This window comes from Paraburkholderia aspalathi (genome assembly GCF_900116445.1).
In the GTDB taxonomy this organism is placed as follows: Bacteria; Pseudomonadota; Gammaproteobacteria; order Burkholderiales; family Burkholderiaceae; genus Paraburkholderia; species Paraburkholderia aspalathi.
On the sequence record NZ_FPBH01000011.1, the window covers coordinates 194111 to 212524 of the forward strand.

General features: G+C 62.8%; 14 protein-coding genes and 2 pseudogenes. 6 read left to right on the forward strand and 10 right to left on the reverse strand.

Annotated elements, in window-relative coordinates; translation table 11 throughout:
- Positions 1 to 3: 3 nt before the first annotated feature.
- The 3 genes and pseudogenes from BM438_RS18885 to BM438_RS47000 all read left to right on the forward strand — a co-directional run.
- Positions 4 to 780 carry a CDP-diacylglycerol diphosphatase gene (locus BM438_RS18885; protein ID WP_093636179.1) on the forward strand — a complete coding sequence of 259 codons (777 nt, stop codon included), beginning with the start codon at positions 4 to 6 and terminating at the stop codon, positions 778 to 780.
- 201 nt (positions 781 to 981) lie between these two features.
- A complete protein-coding gene (locus BM438_RS18890) occupies positions 982 to 2070 on the forward strand; it encodes a fatty acid desaturase (protein WP_093636071.1) in 1089 nt (362 codons plus the stop codon).
- Between the two features lie 19 nt (positions 2071 to 2089).
- A pseudogene (locus BM438_RS47000) lies at positions 2090 to 2203 on the forward strand (Arm DNA-binding domain-containing protein); the annotation flags it as partial.
- A gap of 186 nt (positions 2204 to 2389) precedes the next feature.
- On the opposite strand, the gene BM438_RS18900 reads toward BM438_RS47000, so the two are convergent.
- The 10 genes and pseudogenes from BM438_RS18900 to BM438_RS18945 form a co-directional block, all read right to left on the reverse strand.
- Complete coding sequence (locus tag BM438_RS18900; RefSeq protein ID WP_093636074.1) at positions 2390 to 3091, reverse strand: sterol desaturase family protein; 702 nt, start codon at positions 3089 to 3091, stop codon at positions 2390 to 2392.
- A 55-nt stretch (positions 3092 to 3146) separates the two neighbouring features.
- Positions 3147 to 4523, reverse strand: a complete 1377-nt coding sequence (locus tag BM438_RS18905; protein ID WP_093636076.1) for an MFS transporter — start codon at positions 4521 to 4523, stop codon at positions 3147 to 3149.
- Between the two features lie 93 nt (positions 4524 to 4616).
- Complete coding sequence (locus tag BM438_RS18910; RefSeq protein ID WP_093636078.1) at positions 4617 to 6350, reverse strand: GMC family oxidoreductase; 1734 nt, start codon at positions 6348 to 6350, stop codon at positions 4617 to 4619.
- A 64-nt stretch (positions 6351 to 6414) separates the two neighbouring features.
- Positions 6415 to 7221, reverse strand: coding sequence for an enoyl-CoA hydratase/isomerase family protein (locus tag BM438_RS18915; protein WP_093636080.1), 807 nt, complete (start codon positions 7219 to 7221; stop codon positions 6415 to 6417).
- 4 nt (positions 7222 to 7225) lie between these two features.
- On the reverse strand, positions 7226 to 8845 hold the full coding sequence (locus BM438_RS18920; RefSeq protein ID WP_093636082.1) for an AMP-binding protein: 1620 nt from the start codon (positions 8843 to 8845) through the stop codon (positions 7226 to 7228).
- Positions 8838 to 9359, reverse strand: a complete 522-nt coding sequence (locus BM438_RS18925; protein ID WP_093636181.1) for a (2Fe-2S)-binding protein — start codon at positions 9357 to 9359, stop codon at positions 8838 to 8840. Before BM438_RS18925 ends, BM438_RS18920 begins: the two co-directional genes overlap by 8 nt.
- Before the next feature lie 28 nt (positions 9360 to 9387).
- A pseudogene (locus BM438_RS18930) lies at positions 9388 to 10208 on the reverse strand (FAD binding domain-containing protein).
- Entirely contained in the window at positions 10205 to 13252 is a 3048-nt protein-coding gene (locus tag BM438_RS18935) for a xanthine dehydrogenase family protein molybdopterin-binding subunit (RefSeq protein ID WP_093636085.1), read from the reverse strand. Before BM438_RS18935 ends, BM438_RS18930 begins: the two are co-directional and overlap by 4 nt.
- On the reverse strand, positions 13249 to 13869 hold the full coding sequence (locus BM438_RS18940) for a UbiX family flavin prenyltransferase (protein ID WP_093636087.1): 621 nt from the start codon (positions 13867 to 13869) through the stop codon (positions 13249 to 13251). The genes BM438_RS18935 and BM438_RS18940 overlap by 4 nt, the downstream gene beginning before the upstream one ends.
- Positions 13862 to 15346 (reverse strand): UbiD family decarboxylase, encoded by a 1485-nt coding sequence (locus tag BM438_RS18945; RefSeq protein ID WP_093636089.1) that lies wholly within the window; start codon positions 15344 to 15346, stop codon positions 13862 to 13864. Before BM438_RS18945 ends, BM438_RS18940 begins: the two co-directional genes overlap by 8 nt.
- Positions 15347 to 15688: 342 nt before the next feature.
- On the opposite strand from BM438_RS18945, the gene BM438_RS18950 reads away from it, so the two are divergent.
- From BM438_RS18950 to BM438_RS47005, 3 genes are read left to right on the forward strand one after another with little or no spacing between them, the layout of a single operon-like run.
- On the forward strand, positions 15689 to 16636 hold the full coding sequence (locus tag BM438_RS18950; protein WP_093636091.1) for a LysR family transcriptional regulator: 948 nt from the start codon (positions 15689 to 15691) through the stop codon (positions 16634 to 16636).
- Entirely contained in the window at positions 16636 to 18078 is a 1443-nt protein-coding gene (locus BM438_RS18955) for an aldehyde dehydrogenase family protein (protein WP_093636093.1), read from the forward strand. Before BM438_RS18950 ends, BM438_RS18955 begins: the two co-directional genes overlap by 1 nt.
- A gap of 3 nt (positions 18079 to 18081) precedes the next feature.
- The gene (locus BM438_RS47005; protein ID WP_425270740.1) at positions 18082 to 18381 is read left to right on the forward strand and encodes an EAL domain-containing protein; all 300 of its coding nucleotides are present in this window, start codon (positions 18082 to 18084) and stop codon (positions 18379 to 18381) included.
- The last annotated feature ends 33 nt before the right edge of the window (positions 18382 to 18414 follow it).

Sequence of the window (18414 nt, forward strand, 5' to 3'; positions counted from 1 at the left end):
CCGATGACCGTGCCCAAACCCACCCGCCTTCGCCACACTATTCTGCGCACCGCCGCCGCATTGGCGGTCGTCTTCACCGTCGCCTCCCGCGCGCGCCTTGCTGCAGTCGATTCGAACGCGCTCTGGAAAATCGTCGATATGCGCTGCGTGCCGTCGCAGCAGGCCACCGGCACGCCGGGCCAATGCACGGTCGTCGATCTCGACAAACGCTATGCGATCCTGAAGGATATTGTCGGCCGCTCACAGCATCTGCTGATTCCGACCGACCGCGTCACCGGCATAGAAAGCCCGTTCGTGCTTGCGCCGAATGCACCGGACTACTGGGACGATGCGTGGGTGTCGCGGCTGTACGTCGAGAAGTCCGTCAAGCGCTCCTTGCCCGACAATCAACTCGGCCTCGAGATCAACTCGCAATTCCGCCGTACGCAAAACCAGCTGCATATCCATATCGATTGCATGCAAAGCAAGGTGAGCGACGCCTTGGCGCGTCACGCGAAGGACACGCCTGGCGAATGGCGTTGGGATACGCTCGACGGCCAGCGCTATCGGATCATGCGCGTCACCTCACTCACTCAGGCGAGCAATCCGTTTCTCATCGTCGCGCGTGATAACAAAGACGCTGCAGCGATGGCCATGCAAACCATTCTCGTGACGGGTGCGGGGCCATCCGCGGAGAAAGACGGCTGGCTCGTCGTGAATAGCAGTCTCGATGCCGACAACGGCAGCGGCTCCGCGGAAGGTTTGCTCGATCACGCTTGCCACGTGGCGGACGATAAATAAGCGTCTTTTACCGATTGCCCGAACAGGATCCGCGAGGATCCCTGCGCGCCGGGTGATAGCGGCCGGGCGCTGCGCAAGGGCCGGCGATATGGCCCCGCGCTTTTGCACGTATTTGCAGATGCATTGCTGAACAAAATGGTTCTAGTCGCGTGAATTGGTCCGTAGGATCGGTCTAAACCTGCATTCCGACCGATCCAGCCGATGGCGATTTACCTCGACGACACGCAACGTAAAGCACTCGCCCAACAGGCTGCAAGCTGGACATGGCGCACGCAATGGCCGACGTGGCTGCTGATCGCCACGATCTACGGTGGATGGTTCGGTGTGGCGACGCATGCGCGCATGCTCGGCCTGCCGCTGACCGTTGCACTGCTAGCGTTGCTGGGTGCGTGGTACATGTCTCTTCAACATGAATTGCTGCACGGCCATCCGACGCGTTCGCCGTTCTTCAACGCACTATTAGGATTCGCGCCGCTCGCGGTGTGGTTTCCGTACAGCGTCTATCGTGATTCGCATCTTCAGCATCACGACGATCCGCATCTGACGCTTCCTGAGCGCGATCCCGAAAGCTACTTCGTCAGTCAGCGCGTGTGGCAACGTGCGGGTCTGGCGATTCGCGCGCTGCTGACCTTCCGCAATACGTTTGTCGGCCGACTGATAGCTGGGCCGGCTTTTTCCATAGCGGCAACGGGTGTCGATGAACTCCGCACTATCAAACGCGGCGATTTGCGTCATGTGCCGATGTGGGTTGCGCATCTGGTTGCATTGGCAGCGCTGACGATATGGCTTCAACGTGTCTGCGGAGTCCCTGCCTGGGCATTTATCGTCGGCGCGGGATATGGATCGTTGTCGTTAGGTTCGATCCGCTCGTTTCAGGAACATCGCGTGGCACATGCTCACGAGCATCGCACTGTCATCAACGAAGCGGGGTGGTTCTGGCGGCTGCTGTTCCTGAACAACAACTACCATCTAGTTCATCACGACTTGCCTCATGTGCCCTGGTTTGCACTTCGGACGGTTTATGAAACGTCCCGGCAGCAGTACGTAGAACGCTCGGGAGGGTTTCTCGTACACGGTTACAGCGAATGGCTGAAGCTTTATGCATTCGCCTCGGTTGCGCCTCCGGTTTATGGGGATCTATCCGGCATGATCCAGAGTAATCCGCGCGCTTCCGACAGGTTTGCGGGTAAATTGCCGGGAAAAATCATGGTAGTTGTCCATCGAGGAGAACTCCGTGAAGCTAACCTACCCGCTACTGCTGAACGCCGAACCACAAGACAAGCCCTATAAGATTCGTGACCGCGACTCCATGTATCTGCGGGTGTCAACCTCGCGTTCGAAGGTGTGGAAATTTGATTACCGGCTGGATGGCAAGGGTTGCAGCCATACCCTTGGGCGATTCCCTGTCCTGTCGATAAACGACGCCCGCCAACGTCGCAACGATGCGGCCAAGCTCGTGGCGTCCGGCATCCACCCAAAGCCTAGGAGCCGTAGCTGCAGCTGCAGCTACAGCTACAGCCGATCACATGCGGACGCTCGCCGTCCTCTATCGACCGGCGGCTTGGGGGGGTTGTCGGGTCCCTTATTGCGAAAAAGTCGCAGAAGCTCTTTATGGACGACGCGCCAGCGGTTCGCGTGCAGTGCGCGGCGCATCCCTGCGCGTGCCGAACAGCGTGTCGCAGATGGGAAACGTCAGGTTGAAATTTTGCGTCGCCATCAGTTCGGGATCGTGGTGCGTGACGTGCAAGCGCCGCACGGTATTGACGAACGGAACGCGGTCGAGCAACGGGCTGTCGGTGACGTGCGACAGTGTGTGCAGTCCCTCGTACATCAGGTAGTACGCCGCCATCGTGAGCAGCGCGATATATCCCGCATTGCGCGAAAACACATAACCAATGAAGAGTGCGAACGGCACTGCCGCCAGCACAAACGCGACCGGCGCAAACGGCGGAAACAACAACGCGCGCCAGTGCCGCTGGCCCTTGTATTCGAGCGTGACGTGCGTGAAGAATCTGTGATGGACCGCGCAGTGCCGCTTGTAGATCATGCTGAAGTACTTCGTCGGGCGATGCAGCACGTAGCGATGCGCGGCCCACTCTGCCCAGTTGCCGAACAGAAAGAGCGGAATGACCGCCATCCATTCCGCAAGCGTGGGCGCATGAAGCTGCGTGAAGCAGTACCCGATCACTCCACCCGTGAAGAGCAGCGTGAAGCCAAGGTGCAGTTCACCGCGATACCAGGGTGGCGTGGCCGCAACATAATCGTCGCGAAACTGGTATGAGCGCGCGCGAACGTCCTCGTCGTATTTCATTGATGTCTCCTGTATGTGAGCGACGCGGGCGCGCTTTTGCGCCCGCTGGAATGCACTAGGCGGCCTCGCGGGCGGTGCCGTTATCGAGCTTGCCGCGGGTCTCCGGCACGATGAACGCCCCCACCAGGAAAATTACGCTGATCGCCCCGGCGAAGATCGCAAGCGTCATCGGCAACTGGCTGGCGTCTTTTGCCACCAGCGAGACGGCGGTCGGCATCATCCCGCCGATCGCGAAACCGATGTTCCATGACAGCCCCGTGCCAGTGGCGCGAATCGCGGTTGGAAAGCGTTCGTTCAGGAAGATCAGAATCGGCGCGTAACCGGCGCTGCCGAGCGCGCTCAGAATCACCGCGTAGACGCCGACCATCGTGATGCTTTGCGCTGTGGGCAGCAGCAGGAACAGCGCAGGCAGCGCGATCAGGCGAATCAGGCCGATCCAGACGAACGTGCTTTTGCGTCCAATGAAAGTGCTCAGATGTCCCGCCGCGATCGACGCGATCACCACCGCGACGCTGCAGATCATCAGAATCGCGGCCGCGGCGCCGTTCGGTGCGTGGCTCACCACCTTGAGGAAGGTCGGCAGGTAGCCGGACGTGAGGTAATAGCCGCTACCGCCGCCGATCGTCAGCAGCAGATTGACGAACAGAATCGAGCGATAGTCGCGTGAAAACAGCGTGCGGATCGGCGAGCGTACGACCTCGACGGGTGCGGCCGTGTTCTGCATTGCGGCCTTGGCGGCCTTCTCGGCGGCCAGCTTCTTCCACAGCGGCGACTCTTCCAGGCTACTGAAGACGAACAAGCCGAGAATCGAACTCACAATGCCGGTGAAGAACATGCAGCGCCAACCCCACACGTCGAACAGGGCGCCCGGGAAGATCGCCGACATCGCCAGATAGGTTAGCGATGCGAGCAATGCGCCGAGGCCCGCCCCGCCACCTCCGATCAGCCCCGACACGGCGCCGCGATATTTAGGCGCGACAGATTCTGTGCCGATGGTGTGGGTCGACGCCACCACGCCGCCGACGAATACGCCTTGTATCAAACGCAGCATCAGGAACAGGATCGGCGCGACGAGGCCGACTTGCGCAACCGTTGGCAGCAAGCCGAAGGTTGCCGTCGAGAGGCCCACGCCGACCACCGCAGTGATCATCGCGCCCTTGCGACCGTTGCGGTCCGCGTAGGAGCCGAACCATGCCGAGCCGAGGGGGCGCATCAGCAGGGTCACGGCAAACGATGCATAGACCGCGGCAAGCGAGAGCATGGCGTGTTCGGACGGAAAGAACAGCCGTCCCACTACCGGTGCGACGAACAGCAAGACGAACAGATCGAACAAATCCAGTGCCCAACCGAGGCACGAGGCCATTACTGCACCCATCACTTGCCGCTGGTCTACCGCGGGCAAGGCGGCGCCATTCTGCGCTGCTACGGACATCGTCATCTCCTTGATTATAAGCGGGCCGTCTTTCGATCGCCCCGTTTTAAGGCACGTTCTGGATTGCGTGCTCTTGGTTGTGTTAATAAACTTTTATCGACCGACCACCGTGGACGACGTCGTGTTCGACGCCGCGCTCGTGTACCTTCGCGCGAGCATCGTGTCGGCGATCTTTTCGGCCATCATGATGGTCGGGATATTCGTATTCGCCGAAGGCAGTCTCGGCATCAGTGACGCATCGACGACCCGCAAGCCCTGCGCGCCACGCACGCGACCCGCGTTGTCCGTCACAGCCATGACGTCGTTCACATCGCCCATCTTGCAGGTGCCGCTCGCGTGCCATACGCCGAACACATTGGCGCGAATGAACGACTCAAGTGCGTTCTCATCGGCAAGCAGGGCGGACATTTGCTGGCCTCCCGTGAAAAACCGTTCGATTAATGCCCGCCGGATCGGCGCAGGTGTGTCGAGCAGCATCCCAAGCATCGAGGTCAGCGCGGCGTTACGGGTTCCGACGCGGCTAAGCGCCTTGACCCGTGGTGAAAACGCCGCGGGGAAAAAGTCGCGTGGATCGTGACCGAGCCCCGAGGCCTCGACGATTTTCGCCAGCATTCGTACGCCGAAAGCGAGGCGCGCGACATCGCGTGGATCGTCGAGCAGATTCAGATCGACGCGCGGCGGCACCGCGGCGTCGGGTGAAACGAGTTGCACACGGCCGCGTGAATACGGGCGATTGCACCAGAGAAAGAACAGCCCGAGCCGGTTGCCGAGCGCATGCCATGCGGCGCGAGTCGCACTCGACAGATACAGATCGGACGCATCGCACCCTGCAACGCCCGAGGTGAAACGCGCGGCTGTCATACTCGCGCGGCGCCGCGACAAAGGCATGCGATAACGTCGCTCGAGAAAATGGCAGAAAGTCAGGGACGGATGATCCTGAAGATTACGTCCCACGCCCGGCAGATCAATCATGCAATCGATGCCGAGCGCGCCCAGATCCTCCCTCGCGCCGACGCCTGCTCGCATCAGCAGCGCCGGCGATTGCAGCGCGCCTGCACACAGCACGACTTCATTCGCCTCGAAGCGCACGTGGGCACCGTTGCGCGCGACAGCCACCACGCCGCGAGCGACCATGCCCTCCATCACAATGCGCTCGACGCGCAGCTCCGGATAGATGTGCAGATTGCGGCGCCTGCGCGTCTGTGCATCCAGATAAGCGACGGCGGTCGAGATTCGCCTGTCGTCGAGATTCGAGAACGCGCCTGGAAAGTAGCCGTCACCGAACTCGCCGTTCTGGTCCAGCAGGCTGGCGAAACCGTTTTTACGCATCCCGTCGGCAAACGCATGGCAGAACGGCGGCCAGTCGGCCTGAAGAACACGGCGAATAGGCACCGGCCCAGCGCCGCCGTGCAACCCGCCTTCCGGGAAATTCACGTCGCGTTCGAGCTTGCGGAAATACGGCAGCACGTCCTGCCACGCCCAGCCAGTTGCGCCATTGGCGGCCCAGTCGTCGTAGTCGCGTGGCAGGCCGCGATTGGCGGATTGCACGTTGATACTCGATCCGCCACCCATCACGCGCCCTTGCTCATACACACGCGGCGCGGCCGTTCGGGTCGCGCTCGCTTTGAGCTCGGGCCAGATGTACGTGTCGCCGCAGAAAACCGGCATGGGATAGCTGTCGAGAATCGCCGCGGGCACAGCGCCCGGCGGCGTATCCTTGCCCGCCTCGATCAACGCGACGCGCAACGACGGTACCGCCGACAACCGGTGCGCAAGCACGCATCCGGCGGATCCACCGCCCACAATCACGTAATCGAAACGCTCCATATGCTTTGTCTCCTGCAGTTTTTTTCGCTACTGGGTGTTGCCGCTATGTTGTGCTGCGTTCGGTTCAACTGCCGCGAAACACCGGCTTGCGTTTGCCATGAAACGCCTCCACCCCCTCACGGAAATCGTCGGACGTGCGCAGACGGCTATAGCAGTGCCCTTCGAGTTCGATCGCGATCGAAAGCGGCGCATCTTCGCTATCGTTCAGCAGCTTCTTGGCCGTGCGTTGCGCAAGCGGCGAGAAGGCCCGCAGTTCATCCACCAACGCGTCGGTCGTGGCTTCGAGTTGCGCATCGGCCACGCACTCCACCGCGATGCCCCAGTCGTAGGCCTGCTTGCCCGGAATGCGGCGCGAGCGCATGACGATGTCCTTGGTTCGACCGACGCCGACCATCTGCTGCAAACGCGCCGAGCCGCCCGAGCCCGGGATCTGGCCGAGCTTCTGTTCCGGCAGCGCGTAGAAGGTGGTGTCGGTGGCGATGCGGAAATCGCACGCGAGCGACAGTTCGAAACCCACGCCGAAGCAGAAACCGCGATTGGCGGCGATCACCGGCTTCGAGCAGCGCGCGGGTGCCGCGATATTCCAGGCGAGTTTGGACACGTGTTCCGGCGACGCCTCGAGAAAACCCTTGATGTCGCCGCCGCTCGAGAAGTGTTCACCCGTGGCGCGCACGACGATCACGCGCACGCGCTCGTCTTCGTCAAGTGCTTCGAAGGCCGCGCGCAACTGGTCGCGTGCATGCATCGAAATCACGTTGAACGGCGGCCGATGCAGAATAATGTCGGCCCGCTCGCGTTCGGCGTCGATCTCGATCGAAAAGCCGTCGAGTTCTTGCAGCAGGCTCTGGCCGCGGTGAGTCAAGTCGGTCATGGGGTTACTCCTTGGTAGTTTCCGTGTGTGTGGCAATGAATGCGCCGCTGGCGCGGCTGTGGTTGCTGTCGTTACCGTCATTAGGCTGACCACGTTCGTCGCGTTCGTACTCGCCCGCGGACAACTTGCGGCGCAAGATCTTGCCAACCGGCGATTTCGGAATGTCGTCCACGAAGACGTACTCGCGCGGCCGCTTGAAGTTGACGAGATTGGACGTTCGGCAATACGCATCGAGCGTTTCGGCATCGACGTATTCGCGGCGTTTGACGAAGGCGACGACCCGCTGGCCCCAGCGCTCGTCTTTCACGCCTGCCACCGCCACTTCGTCGACGGCGGGATGCAGAGACAGCACCGATTCGATATCGACCGGCGAAATGTTCTCGCCGCCACTAATGATCATGTCGTCGACGCGTCCGGACACGTACAGGTCGCCTTCGACGTCGAAGAAACCGGTGTCGCCGGTGAAATACCAGCCGTCGCGCAATGATTTGGCGTTGGCGTCAGGGCGGTTCCAGTAGCCTTCGAAAGCTTCGTCGCCGAGCAGATCGGCGATGATCTGACCTTCTTCGCCAGCCTGCGCCAGATCCTCTGGCGTTTGCGCATCGAGCTTCACGACACGCAGGCGCGTATTGATACCGGCACGCCCCGCGCTGCCCGGTTTCTGCGTTGCGTCCTGATCGATGCTGAAGGTGTAGACCTCCGACGAGCCGTAGTGATTGACGAACAGTTCGGGTTTGAAAGCAGCCGATAGCCGCTTGAGCAAACCGTCGTTCATTGGTGCGCCGGCAAAACCGAGCTTTTTGACGGATGTCGTGTCGATAGCGTCGAAAGCGGGATCGCCCAGAAGATCGTGATAAAGCGTCGGCACCAGATAAAGACAGCTGATCTGATACTGCGCGATGGAATCGAGCGCGAAACGGGCGTTCCAGCGGCGTGCGCAAACGAACACGCCGTCAACCATGGCCATCGAGAGCAGCGAGCGCACGCCCATGGTGTGATACAACGGCATCACCCCGAGCGTGCGCTCGCCGTACCGGTACAGGTTCTGTGCGACATGGGCGAGCGCGGCAGCCCGCTCATGACGGTGACGGCGCGGCACGCCTTTGGCTTTACCCGTGGTGCCCGACGTGTAAAGAATCAGCGAGTAGTCGTCCGCATTCGCGCGAGTGGTCTGGATACTGGCATCATGCGAGCGCTCGGCAAGGAGTGTTGCGAATCTGGCGGTGCGGCCTTGCGCGTCGTCGAGCCCGATGCGCGGCAGATTTTGCGCAGCCGCGCTCTGCGTGACCGCTTCGGCACTGACCGGTTCATAGACAATCGCCTTCACGCCGGCATCGGTCACGCAGTAATCGAGTTCGTCAGGCTTGGCGCGCCAGTTCAACGGCACGATCACAATACCCGCGAACTGGCAGGCCCAGTGCAAGGTTGCCATTTCCCAGCGGTTTTGCAGTACGACGAGCAGCCGGTCCCCGTGCGCGAGACCCAGTTCACGCAGGCCTTCGGCGACGTTCACAATGATGCGATGCCACTGCGCATAGGTCAGCGTCAGGGCGCCGTCGACCAGAGCGAGCGCGTTCGGGCTGCGCTCCACGCTTTGCAGATAGGTTCGGCCGAGATCAAGCATGAGCGGTCTCCACGGTCTCACCGGCCTGCTTGCCTGCGTTACGTCTCGCCGCCACGTCCAGCACCGCTGCGACGATCGGCGTATAGCCCGTACAGCGGCACAGATGGCCCGAGAGCATGTCGCGCACTTGCGCTTCGGTGGGATCGGGCACGCGCTTCAGATAGTCCGCGCACGACATCAGAATGCCGGCCGTACAGAAGCCGCACTGCAAGGCGTGGTGGCGTTGAAACGCCTGCTGCAGATCGCCAAGCACCATATCGGGCGCGAGGCCCTCGACTGTATCGATGCGACGTCCTTGCGCCTGCACCGCCAGCATCAGGCAAGAACGCCCTGCCACGCCGTCGATGTGTACCGTGCACGCGCCGCAGACACCATGTTCGCAGCCGACATGCGTGCCGGTCGCGCCCAGTTCGTGACGGATGAAATCCGACAGCAGGTCGCGTGGCTCGCAATAGCCGCTGCGCTCGCTGCCATTGAGCGTCAGCGTGATGCACGGCCGGTCGCCCTGCCGCATGATGTTGTCTTCAGACGTGTTGCTCACTTTACTTTGCCTCCTCGATCACGCGCCATCCGAGTTGCCGCACCAGATGCCGGCGATAGGTCGCGCTAATATGCGCGTCGTCCTGCGCGCCCAGCTTCCAGCTCAAATCGTTCAATGCACTGCGTAGGTCTTCGCCGTGCAAACGCGGCCATTTCTCGACCACCGGCCGATCCGCGACGCCGCCCACCGCGAGGCAGATCGAGTCGCTCGTCACCACCGCCGCGCACGCGGCCATCGCGAAATCGCCATGACGCGCAGAGAATTCGGTGAAGCCGTAGCGTTCGCCGGGCTTCTTCAGCGGGAAGCGCACCGCTTCGACCAATTCGTCCGGTTCGCGCGCCGTCATCAACTCCCCTGGAAAAATTCCTCGGCCTTCAGGACACGCTTCTTCTTTTTCGAGCGCAGCGTCACGTCGCCACCGAGCGCCGCCAGCACAAGTGGCAATTCCGCGCTCGGATCGGCGTGTGCAATCGAGCCACACACGGTGCCGCGATTGCGAATCTGAAAGTGCGAAATGTGCGGGAATGCCATCGCCAGCAGGGGCACTTCATCCCGCAGTGACGCGCGCCATTCGACGCTGCCCTGCGTGGCGGCCGCGCCCACAATCAGCTGACCTGCTTCGTTATCGGTGCGCACCGCGTTCAGTTCGTCCGTGCGCGAGATATCGACCAGCATGCGCGGCTGCGCGAGCCGCATGTTCAGCACCGCCATCAGCGACTGGCCCCCGGCCAGCACGCGGGCGTCTTCGCCGTTTTGCGCGAGTGCGTCGAGCGCGTCCTGCGTGGTCATCGCGCGCAGATAATCGAACGGCGCGGGTTTCATGCCTGCCTCCTGAAACGTGCGAGCAACCGCGATAGCCACCCGCCTCCTGTTTTCACCGGTTTGCCTGCGGCCTGGCGTCCAAGCGATTCGAACAGTTGCCGCAACACGACCTTGGCCGCCCCTTCGAGCATTCGTCCGCCGACGGCCGCGACCTTGCCCGACACCTGGGCTTCGTAGTCATAGGAAAGACGCGTGCCGCTTTCGATCGGCGTCAACTCGACGAGGCCGCTGCCGCGCGCGCTGCCGAGCGACGACATGCCCGCGCCTGCCAAACGCAGCCGATGTGGCGCGTCGATTTCCGACAACCCGATCTTCGCTTCGAAGCGCGCCTTGATCATGCCCACGCCGACCGTCACGTCGGCGCGATACTGGTTCGTGCCTTCGGCTTCGAGCGCGTGGCAACCCGGTATCACTCTGGCGAGCGCGGCCGGATCGAGCAGCACGGCGAAAATGGCTTCTGGCGAGGCCGGCAAATCGACGCTGCCTTGCGCGGTCAGCGCCTTGCCGCCGCCGGGCATCGCCGGTTTCGCCGGTGGCATGTCGCGCAATTCGGGACGCGACGGCGCGGGGTCGTCGATACCGATGAGCGCCATGACTTTCGAAGGCGTCAACGGCAAACGGATATCGTCGACGCCGAGCGCGTCCGCCACCGCATTTGCAATGCACGGTGGCGTGCTCATGTTATTGCCCTCGCCAAGTCCTTTCGCGCCCAACGGCGTGAACGGACTCGGCGTTTCCAGATGCACGATCACCGGATCGGGTACTTCGCAGGTGGTCGGCATCAGATAATCGGCGAGCGTGCCCGACTGGAAGCTGCCATCCGCGCCGTAACGGAATTCCTCCATCAACGCCGCGCCGAGACCTTGCGCGAACGCGCCGCGAATCTGGCCATCGGCGAGCGCGGGGTTCAGCAGTGTGCCGGCATCGTGCGCGGTGACATATCGATCGATCCGCACGCGGCCCGTCGCGCGGTCCACTTCCACTCCGCACATGTCAAAGGCAAACCCGTAAGCCGCCGACGTATTAATGCGATCGTTCTCATCCGGTGCCGCCATGTTCGGCGGATTCCAGAACACGGTCTCACGCAGACCGGGCTCCTCGCCTTCAGGCAAGAGCGCGGGCGCCCAATGCGGCGCATTGGCGGCGACGCGGCCGAACGGCTGCGCGCGATCCTCTGCACCCGCCGCGTAAATGCGGCCGCCTTCAAAACGCACATCTTCCGGCGCGCAACCCAACTGCTTCGACACGATGCGCGCGACCTTGTCGCGTACGCGCACAGCCGCCAGATGTACCGTGCCCGCCACCGCGCCGGCAAAGCGGCTCGAGTAATTGCCCGCCGCCACCGACCACGCGTCCTTATGCGTATCGAACTCGACATTGACGACGATGTCTTGAGGCGAGACGCCGAGTACATCCGCGACCACCTGCGCGCACACCGTCATATGCCCTTGGCCCGCGGGCGTCGACGCGATCGTCACCACCACGCCGCCTAGCAGATCGACGCTGACCGTGGCGCTCGCGATCGCGCCGCTCTTCGGCCCGGCCTTTCTGCGCGCGTCGGCGGGCATCACCGTCGTGATATAGCCCATGTTCGACACCGACGGCTCGACGATCGCCGCGAAGCCGATGCCGTACAGCCGCCCTTCCTTGCGCGCCGCCTCGCGGCGCGCACGCAGTTCGTCATAGCCGCCTTCGGCCAGCGCGCGGCGCAGCGCCTCCTGATAGTTGCCCGAGTCGAGCAAGGCGCCCGCTGCGGCGCGATACGGGAAGGCATCGGCGGCGACGAAATTGCGGCGATACACGTCGAGCACATCCAGCTTTAACTCAAGCGCGATGTGTTGTATCAGCCGTTCGAGCGCGAAGTAAACCTGCGGGCCGCCGAAGCCGCGCACGAGACCCGTGGGCGTCTTGTTGGTCAGCACGACGCGATTGCGCACCAGCAGATTGTCGATGGCATACGCGCCGGTCAGGCAGCCATGCATCCGGTAGAACGTCGCCGGTTCCGGTGCGCGCAGATAGCCCCCGCAATCTTCAAGTTGATCGTATGAGAGCGCCGTAATACGGCCGTCGCTTTCGACAGCCGCCTCGAGCGTCGACAGGCGTGCCGTTGCGGAGGTCGCCGCGCTCAGATGTTCGAGCCGGTCCTCGACCCACTTCACCGGCGCGCCAGCCTTGCGAGAGGCGAGGCACATCAGCACGACATAGGGAAACACCGCCTGCTTCACGCCGAAACTACCGCCCGAATCGCGCGGCGCCTTGTGACGCAGACGATTGGCCGGCACGTTCAGCGCCATCGCCATCACCGCGTGCAGCGAGAACGGGCCCATAAAATTCGACGTAACGTCATAGCCTTCGTCGCCCGCCAGATATTCGGCGATCACCACGCCGCATTCGATCGGCGCACAGGTATTGCGCGGATAATGCGCGACCAGTTTCACGCGATGTGGCGCTTTCTCGAACGCAGCTTCGGGATCGCCATAGCGGAAACGGCGGTCGCTGATCACATTGGTACCGACCTTTTCATGCAAAACCGTTGATTCCTCGCTCGCCGCCTGTTCGATCGTCGTGACCGGATCGAGCGTGGAATATTCGACCTTGAGAAGATCGAGCCCGTCTTCGGCGATGGCCCGCGATTCCGCCAGCACCACCGCGACAGGTTCGCCGACATAGCGCACGCGGTCCATGGCGAGCGCCCACTGCTCCATCGGCGATTTCACCCCGACCACGAAGGGCCGCGACCAGGCACGCAGGTCCTCGCGCGTCAGGATCGCGCGCACACCGGGCAGTTTCGACGCGGCGTCGGTATTGATAGCAATGAGTTCTGCATGTGCATGCGGTGAGCGCAGAATCGCCGCATGCAGGGTGCCGGGTTTGGTCCCGAGATCGTCGCCATAGCGGCCACGGCCAGTCAGGATCGCCGGGTCTTCGAGACGCTCCATCGGGCGGCCAAGATAGGTCTGTGGACGCTTTACGCCTTCGTCGTGGGTTGGTTCAACCTCCACCGTCGCAGCATTGCCTGAATTGATCATGTCGCGCTGGTTCATTCGTCGGCTCCCTCACGGCGGCCCGCGAACTCATCGGCGAGTCCGCTCCAGCGCTGGGCGATTTCGCGGTGCTCGATGCCGAACAGATCCAGAATCCGGCCGACCGTGTGATCGACCACGTCCTCGATGGTCTTCGGATGAGCGTAGAACGCGGGCACCGGCGGCATCACGATCGCGCCCATCTCGGTGGCGAGCGTCATGTTGCGCAAGTGCGCGAGATTGAGCGGTGTTTCCCGTGCGACCAGCACCAGTCGGCGACGCTCCTTGAGCATGACATCGGCGGCCCGCGTGAGCAGGTTGTCGGCGAAGCCATTGGCCACGCCCGCAAGCGTTTTCATCGAGCACGGCGCGATAACCATGCCCGCGGTGATGAACGAACCGCTCGCGACTGCCGCGCCGATATCGCGCACGTTGTAGACCACGTCGGCGAGGCTCTCCAGATCGCCACGCGCCATGCCCAGTTCCTGAGCCGCCGTCACTGCGCCCGAGGCCGACACGATCAGATGCGTCTCATGCGTGCCGAGGCGGCGTAGCGCGGCAAGCAGGCGCACGCCGATCACCGCGCCGCTCGCGCCCGAAATGCCCACGACAATCCGCTCACGCTTGTTGTCAGGCATGAACGTCACCGAGATAGGTATCGAACGCGGCGTTGTCGCCGGCGACGAGCGCGTCCAGGTCCACCGAGTCCTGCCCGGGAATGCGCACGCGCGTGAACACGTGCGCCGCATAAACCACCGGCCGCGTGGCGTCGAGCCCCATCTTCGCGCTGATGCCCTGCAGATGCGCCGGGGCGTCATCCGGCTGGCCCACGGTGGTCGACGGATCGAGCGGCGAGCCCTGCGCGCCTTCGATCACGATCAGATCACGATCGGCCTGGAAGCGCGTGGCGATGGCCCATTCGATTTCAGCGGGGTCGTGCACATCCACGTCGGTATCCACCACCACCACCTGTTTGATGTCGTAGTGGGCGCCGAACGCACACAGGATCACATTTTTCGCTTCGCCTTCGCGCTTCTTATCGAACTGGATCCACAGGTGATAACGACACACGCCGCCAACTGACAGGTGCACGTCTTTCACGTTCGGATGGCTGCGCTGCAGATGCGCAAGCAGCGTCGCCTCACGTGGAATCGCGCCAAGCAGCAGATGTTCCATTTCGGCCGGCACAATCGTGTGATAAATCGGCTTTACGCGATGCGTGAGCGCCGTGACCTCGATCACCTCACGCGCCTCTCGCGAGCTGTAATACTTTGGAAACTCGCCGAACGGGCCTTCCTGCTCGCGCACGTTCGGCAGGATGCGCCCTTCGATCACGATCTCCGCGAACGCCGGTACCTTCACGCCGTTGCTCACGCACTTCACGACCGGCAGCGGCGCCCCGTGCAGTGCGCCTGCGATCTCCAATTCGTCGTGATCGATGGGCGTGATCGCCTGCGAGGCGAGCATCGTCAGTGGATCCACGCCAATCACCACGGCGAGCTCGAGTGGCTCTCCGGCGGCTTCCGCGGTTCGCTGAAAGGCGTACAGATGGCGCGGCAGCAGGAGGATCGCCATGCGGTCCGGTCCATGCACCTGGATCCGGTTGATCGATACATTCTGGATGCCGGTGCGCGGATTGCGCGCGATCACGAGACCGGCGGTGATGTACGGGCCACTATCGTGTTCGCTATGTGTCGGAATGGGCAGCAGCTTGTGTAGATCGATCCCTTTCGTATGGATGACCTGCTGGCACAGCGCGGTATTCGCCGGGACCTCCTGCCACGCGAGCGGATGCTCGGCGGCTTCGCGAAAGCGATGCAGCAGCTGGTCCTCACTCACGCCCATCGCTTCGGCGATCCATGCGCGCCTCGACATGAAACCGCTGACCACCGGAATCGCGTGGCCGCCAGGCTGCACGAACACTGCGGCGCGCGAGCCGTCGAGCTTTTTCGCAATCGCAGCGAGTTCGTGCTCGAGCGCGACGGGGTTTTCGATGGTGGCCAGCCGCCCGCTCGCCGACAGGTGCTCGAGCCAGCTTCGCAGCGAGCGGGTGGGACGCTCTCCCTCACTCGGAGAAACCGTCGTTTCGAGGAAAGCGGTACCGCGAGAGCTCATCTGGGTCTCCATGTGTCGTGTCAATGTGCGCCCGTTGTTTTGTGTAACAAGCGCACAGTGGATTTGGATGGAGCGTAGCGAGAACGACGTATAAGTTCTAATAGTGTTTTTTGATTTATTGCATCACTTACTCTGATATCAGTGTTACCCCTGATGACGTCGGGCAGCCTCCTGAGTACTAATAGCAACGACCGCCAATACGCTTACTACGACGGGCTTTTAGTGACAGATCGACAAACCTGCCCCATGCGAAGTAGCAGTACCGCCACTCCACGGGAGTTGATAACAGCGACCGTCAACATCAAAAATATTGAAAACGTGGAAGCCTGAGCAAACACACCCATGGACCTGAAGCAGATTCAATATTTCATCGCGCTGTTCGAAGACGGCTCGGTTACCCGCGCTGCCAAGCGTCTGAATATCGTGCAACCGGCGCTCAGCATGCAGATCGCGAAGCTCGAGGAAGAGCTGCATCAGCAACTGTTCGAGCGCGGCTCGCACGGGATGACGCCGACCGCCGCCGGGCGGCTCATGTACCGGCTCTTCCTGCCGATCATGCGCGACCTTGCGCACGCGCGGCAGCAGCTCATCCAGCGCGACGAGATCATCACCGGGCGTGTGTCGATCGGGTTGATTGCGTCGATTAGCGAAAGCGTGTTGGCCGATTCACTGTCGCGCTATCACGAGAAATATCCGTACGTCGAAGTCACCGTCTCCGACGGCTACAGCGCGACCTTCATCGACTGGGTCGCCGGCGGCCAGCTCGATGCGGCGCTCATCAACAAACCGCGCGGCAAGCTCTCGCTCGATGCGCACGCGATCCTCGACGAAGAAATGGTGCTCGCCACCAGTGCGGCACACGGCCCCGACCTGCCGCACGCGATCGAGCTGGCCAAGCTGCCCGAACTCGAACTGGTGCTGCCGACCAAGCGGCACGGCCTGCGCGGCGTGCTCGATACCGCCGCGCAGCACGAGGACGTGCTCCTGACGCCGCGCTTCGAAATCGATGTGCTCAGCAGCATCGTGCAATTGGTCGGCAATACTCGCTTCGCGACCATCCTGCCGCGTATCGTGGTCGAGCGCGCAGTCCGAGCGGGCACGTTGCGCGCGTATCCGATTCTGGCGCCACGCATCGTGCGACACATCGTCTGCATCACGCATCCGCGCCGGCCGCTGAGCGCTGCGGCGGACGCGCTGATCTCGATCATCGCCGACGAACTGCGCCAGGTGCTGAACACCGCGCCGTTGGATGCGACGAAGGACACCCCTACCCCGACCAGGAAAATTTGATGAACGCACAACACTGGATCGCCGGCATGTGGACCGGCACGCCGACGCGGCCGGCGATCGACCCGGCCACCGGCGAGCCGATCGGACTGTATGCCGACGGAGGCGCGGCAGAGGCGGATGCGCCGATTGCCGCCGCGCGCGCTGTGTTCGATCGCACCACGTGGGCACAGGACGCGCGGCTGCGGCAGAACGTGCTGCTTGACTGGGCCACGGCGCTGGATGCAAAGCGGGACGAACTGGCGACGCTGATGGCGCGCGAGAACGGCAAAGCGATCGCGCAGGCGCGCGGCGAAATCGCCGCGGCGATCTCGGAGGTTCGCTATTACGCCGGGCTTGCGCGCCATTTGCCCGGCCACGTGCTGGAGCCGGAACCGGGCACGATCTCCACGCTGCTGCGCGAAGCTGCCGGCGTCGCCGCGATCATCGTGCCGTGGAACGCGCCCGCGGTGCTGCTGGTGCGCTCGCTCGCGCCGGCCCTGGCGGCCGGCTGCACGAGCGTCGTCAAGCCGGCGGCGCAGACGAGCCTGCTGAACGCGGCGATGATGCGTTGCCTCGACGACACCGCGCTGCCGAAGGGGGCGGTCAATGTAGTGAACGAGACCGGGCATGCGGCTGCCGAGCGGCTCGTCGAATCGCATGATGTCGACGTAGTGAGCTTCACGGGGTCGACGGCCACCGGCAAGCGGATCATGGCCGCGGCCGCCGACAGCATGAAAAAGCTCTCGCTCGAACTGGGCGGCAAATCATGCTGCGTGGTGTTCAATGATGCCGATGTCGCCGCAATCGCGCCGCGTCTCGCGCGCGCGGCGACGATCATCTCCGGTCAGCAATGCACGGCCGCGCGCCGCGTGCTCGTGCATGCCTCGAAAGCGCAGCAGATGCGCGAGCAATTGGCCGCCGCGCTCGCCGCGCTGAAGGTCGGTCCGGGAAGCGACGCGGCGACCGATATCGGCGCACTGATCGACCATCGCACACGCGATGCGGTCAATGCGACGATCGAGCGGGCGTGCGACAGCGCGGACCGTGTGCTGCTACGCGGTGCGAGCCGCGGCAACGCGTTCCTGGCGCCAACGTTGGTCGAGCATGGCGATCCGAAAGCGTTTTTCTGTCAGGAGGAGATCTTCGGGCCGTTCGTCACGCTGGAGACCTTCGAGGACGAGGCCGAGGCGCTCAGCAAGGCCAACGATACGGTGTTCGGTCTCTCCGCGAGCGTGTGGACTCACGACGTCGCGCGTGCCTATCGGATCGCCCGGGCACTGCGCAACGGCACGGTGTGGATCAACGACCACAACCGGTTATTCGCCGAGGCGGAAACAGGCGGGTATCGGCAGAGTGGCCTCGGCCGTTTGCACGGGTACGATGCACTGGCGGACTTCACCGAACTGAAACACATCTGCTTGAATGCGGGCGTGCCGGAGCAATTGGAAACAGTGGGGCAGTAGGCAATGCCGCGCGAACCGTGGCGCCGGAAACGTGCGTCGGTGCAAGCCGGCATATTCACATCGCTGGAAGACTTCGGCTCTGGATACTCCAGTCCCAGCTATCTTGTCCGACTGCCCATCGACACACTTAAGATCGATAAATCGTTTGTTCGGGCGCTGGTCGAGTTAGCCACCGCACTCTGCGCTCGGATCGGCGCTTCAGTGATAGGCTGTCATTTCTGGATTGACGGGGGTGGGTGCGCCCTGCCTTCACTGGCATCATCGCCAAATAACCGTCGGGCATGCTCCGTGCAGCTTCGCTAGCGTTGGCCCGCAGGGCCATGCTTATTCGCCACT

Coding starts and splice junctions, on each gene's coding strand:
- BM438_RS18925 (WP_093636181.1), bottom strand. CDS start 9,359: ATGCGGCAGGGCGACCGGCCGTGCATCACGCTGACGCTCAATGGCAGC.
- BM438_RS18900 (WP_093636074.1), bottom strand. CDS start 3,091: ATGAAATACGACGAGGACGTTCGCGCGCGCTCATACCAGTTTCGCGAC.
- BM438_RS18950 (WP_093636091.1), top strand. CDS start 15,689: ATGGACCTGAAGCAGATTCAATATTTCATCGCGCTGTTCGAAGACGGC.
- BM438_RS18945 (WP_093636089.1), bottom strand. CDS start 15,346: ATGAGCTCTCGCGGTACCGCTTTCCTCGAAACGACGGTTTCTCCGAGT.
- BM438_RS18940 (WP_093636087.1), bottom strand. CDS start 13,869: ATGCCTGACAACAAGCGTGAGCGGATTGTCGTGGGCATTTCGGGCGCG.
- BM438_RS18920 (WP_093636082.1), bottom strand. CDS start 8,845: ATGCTTGATCTCGGCCGAACCTATCTGCAAAGCGTGGAGCGCAGCCCG.
- BM438_RS18915 (WP_093636080.1), bottom strand. CDS start 7,221: ATGACCGACTTGACTCACCGCGGCCAGAGCCTGCTGCAAGAACTCGAC.
- BM438_RS18890 (WP_093636071.1), top strand. CDS start 982: ATGGCGATTTACCTCGACGACACGCAACGTAAAGCACTCGCCCAACAG.
- BM438_RS47005 (WP_425270740.1), top strand. CDS start 18,082: ATGCCGCGCGAACCGTGGCGCCGGAAACGTGCGTCGGTGCAAGCCGGC.
- BM438_RS18955 (WP_093636093.1), top strand. CDS start 16,636: ATGAACGCACAACACTGGATCGCCGGCATGTGGACCGGCACGCCGACG.
- BM438_RS18935 (WP_093636085.1), bottom strand. CDS start 13,252: ATGAACCAGCGCGACATGATCAATTCAGGCAATGCTGCGACGGTGGAG.
- BM438_RS18885 (WP_093636179.1), top strand. CDS start 4: ATGACCGTGCCCAAACCCACCCGCCTTCGCCACACTATTCTGCGCACC.
- BM438_RS18905 (WP_093636076.1), bottom strand. CDS start 4,523: ATGTCCGTAGCAGCGCAGAATGGCGCCGCCTTGCCCGCGGTAGACCAG.
- BM438_RS18910 (WP_093636078.1), bottom strand. CDS start 6,350: ATGGAGCGTTTCGATTACGTGATTGTGGGCGGTGGATCCGCCGGATGC.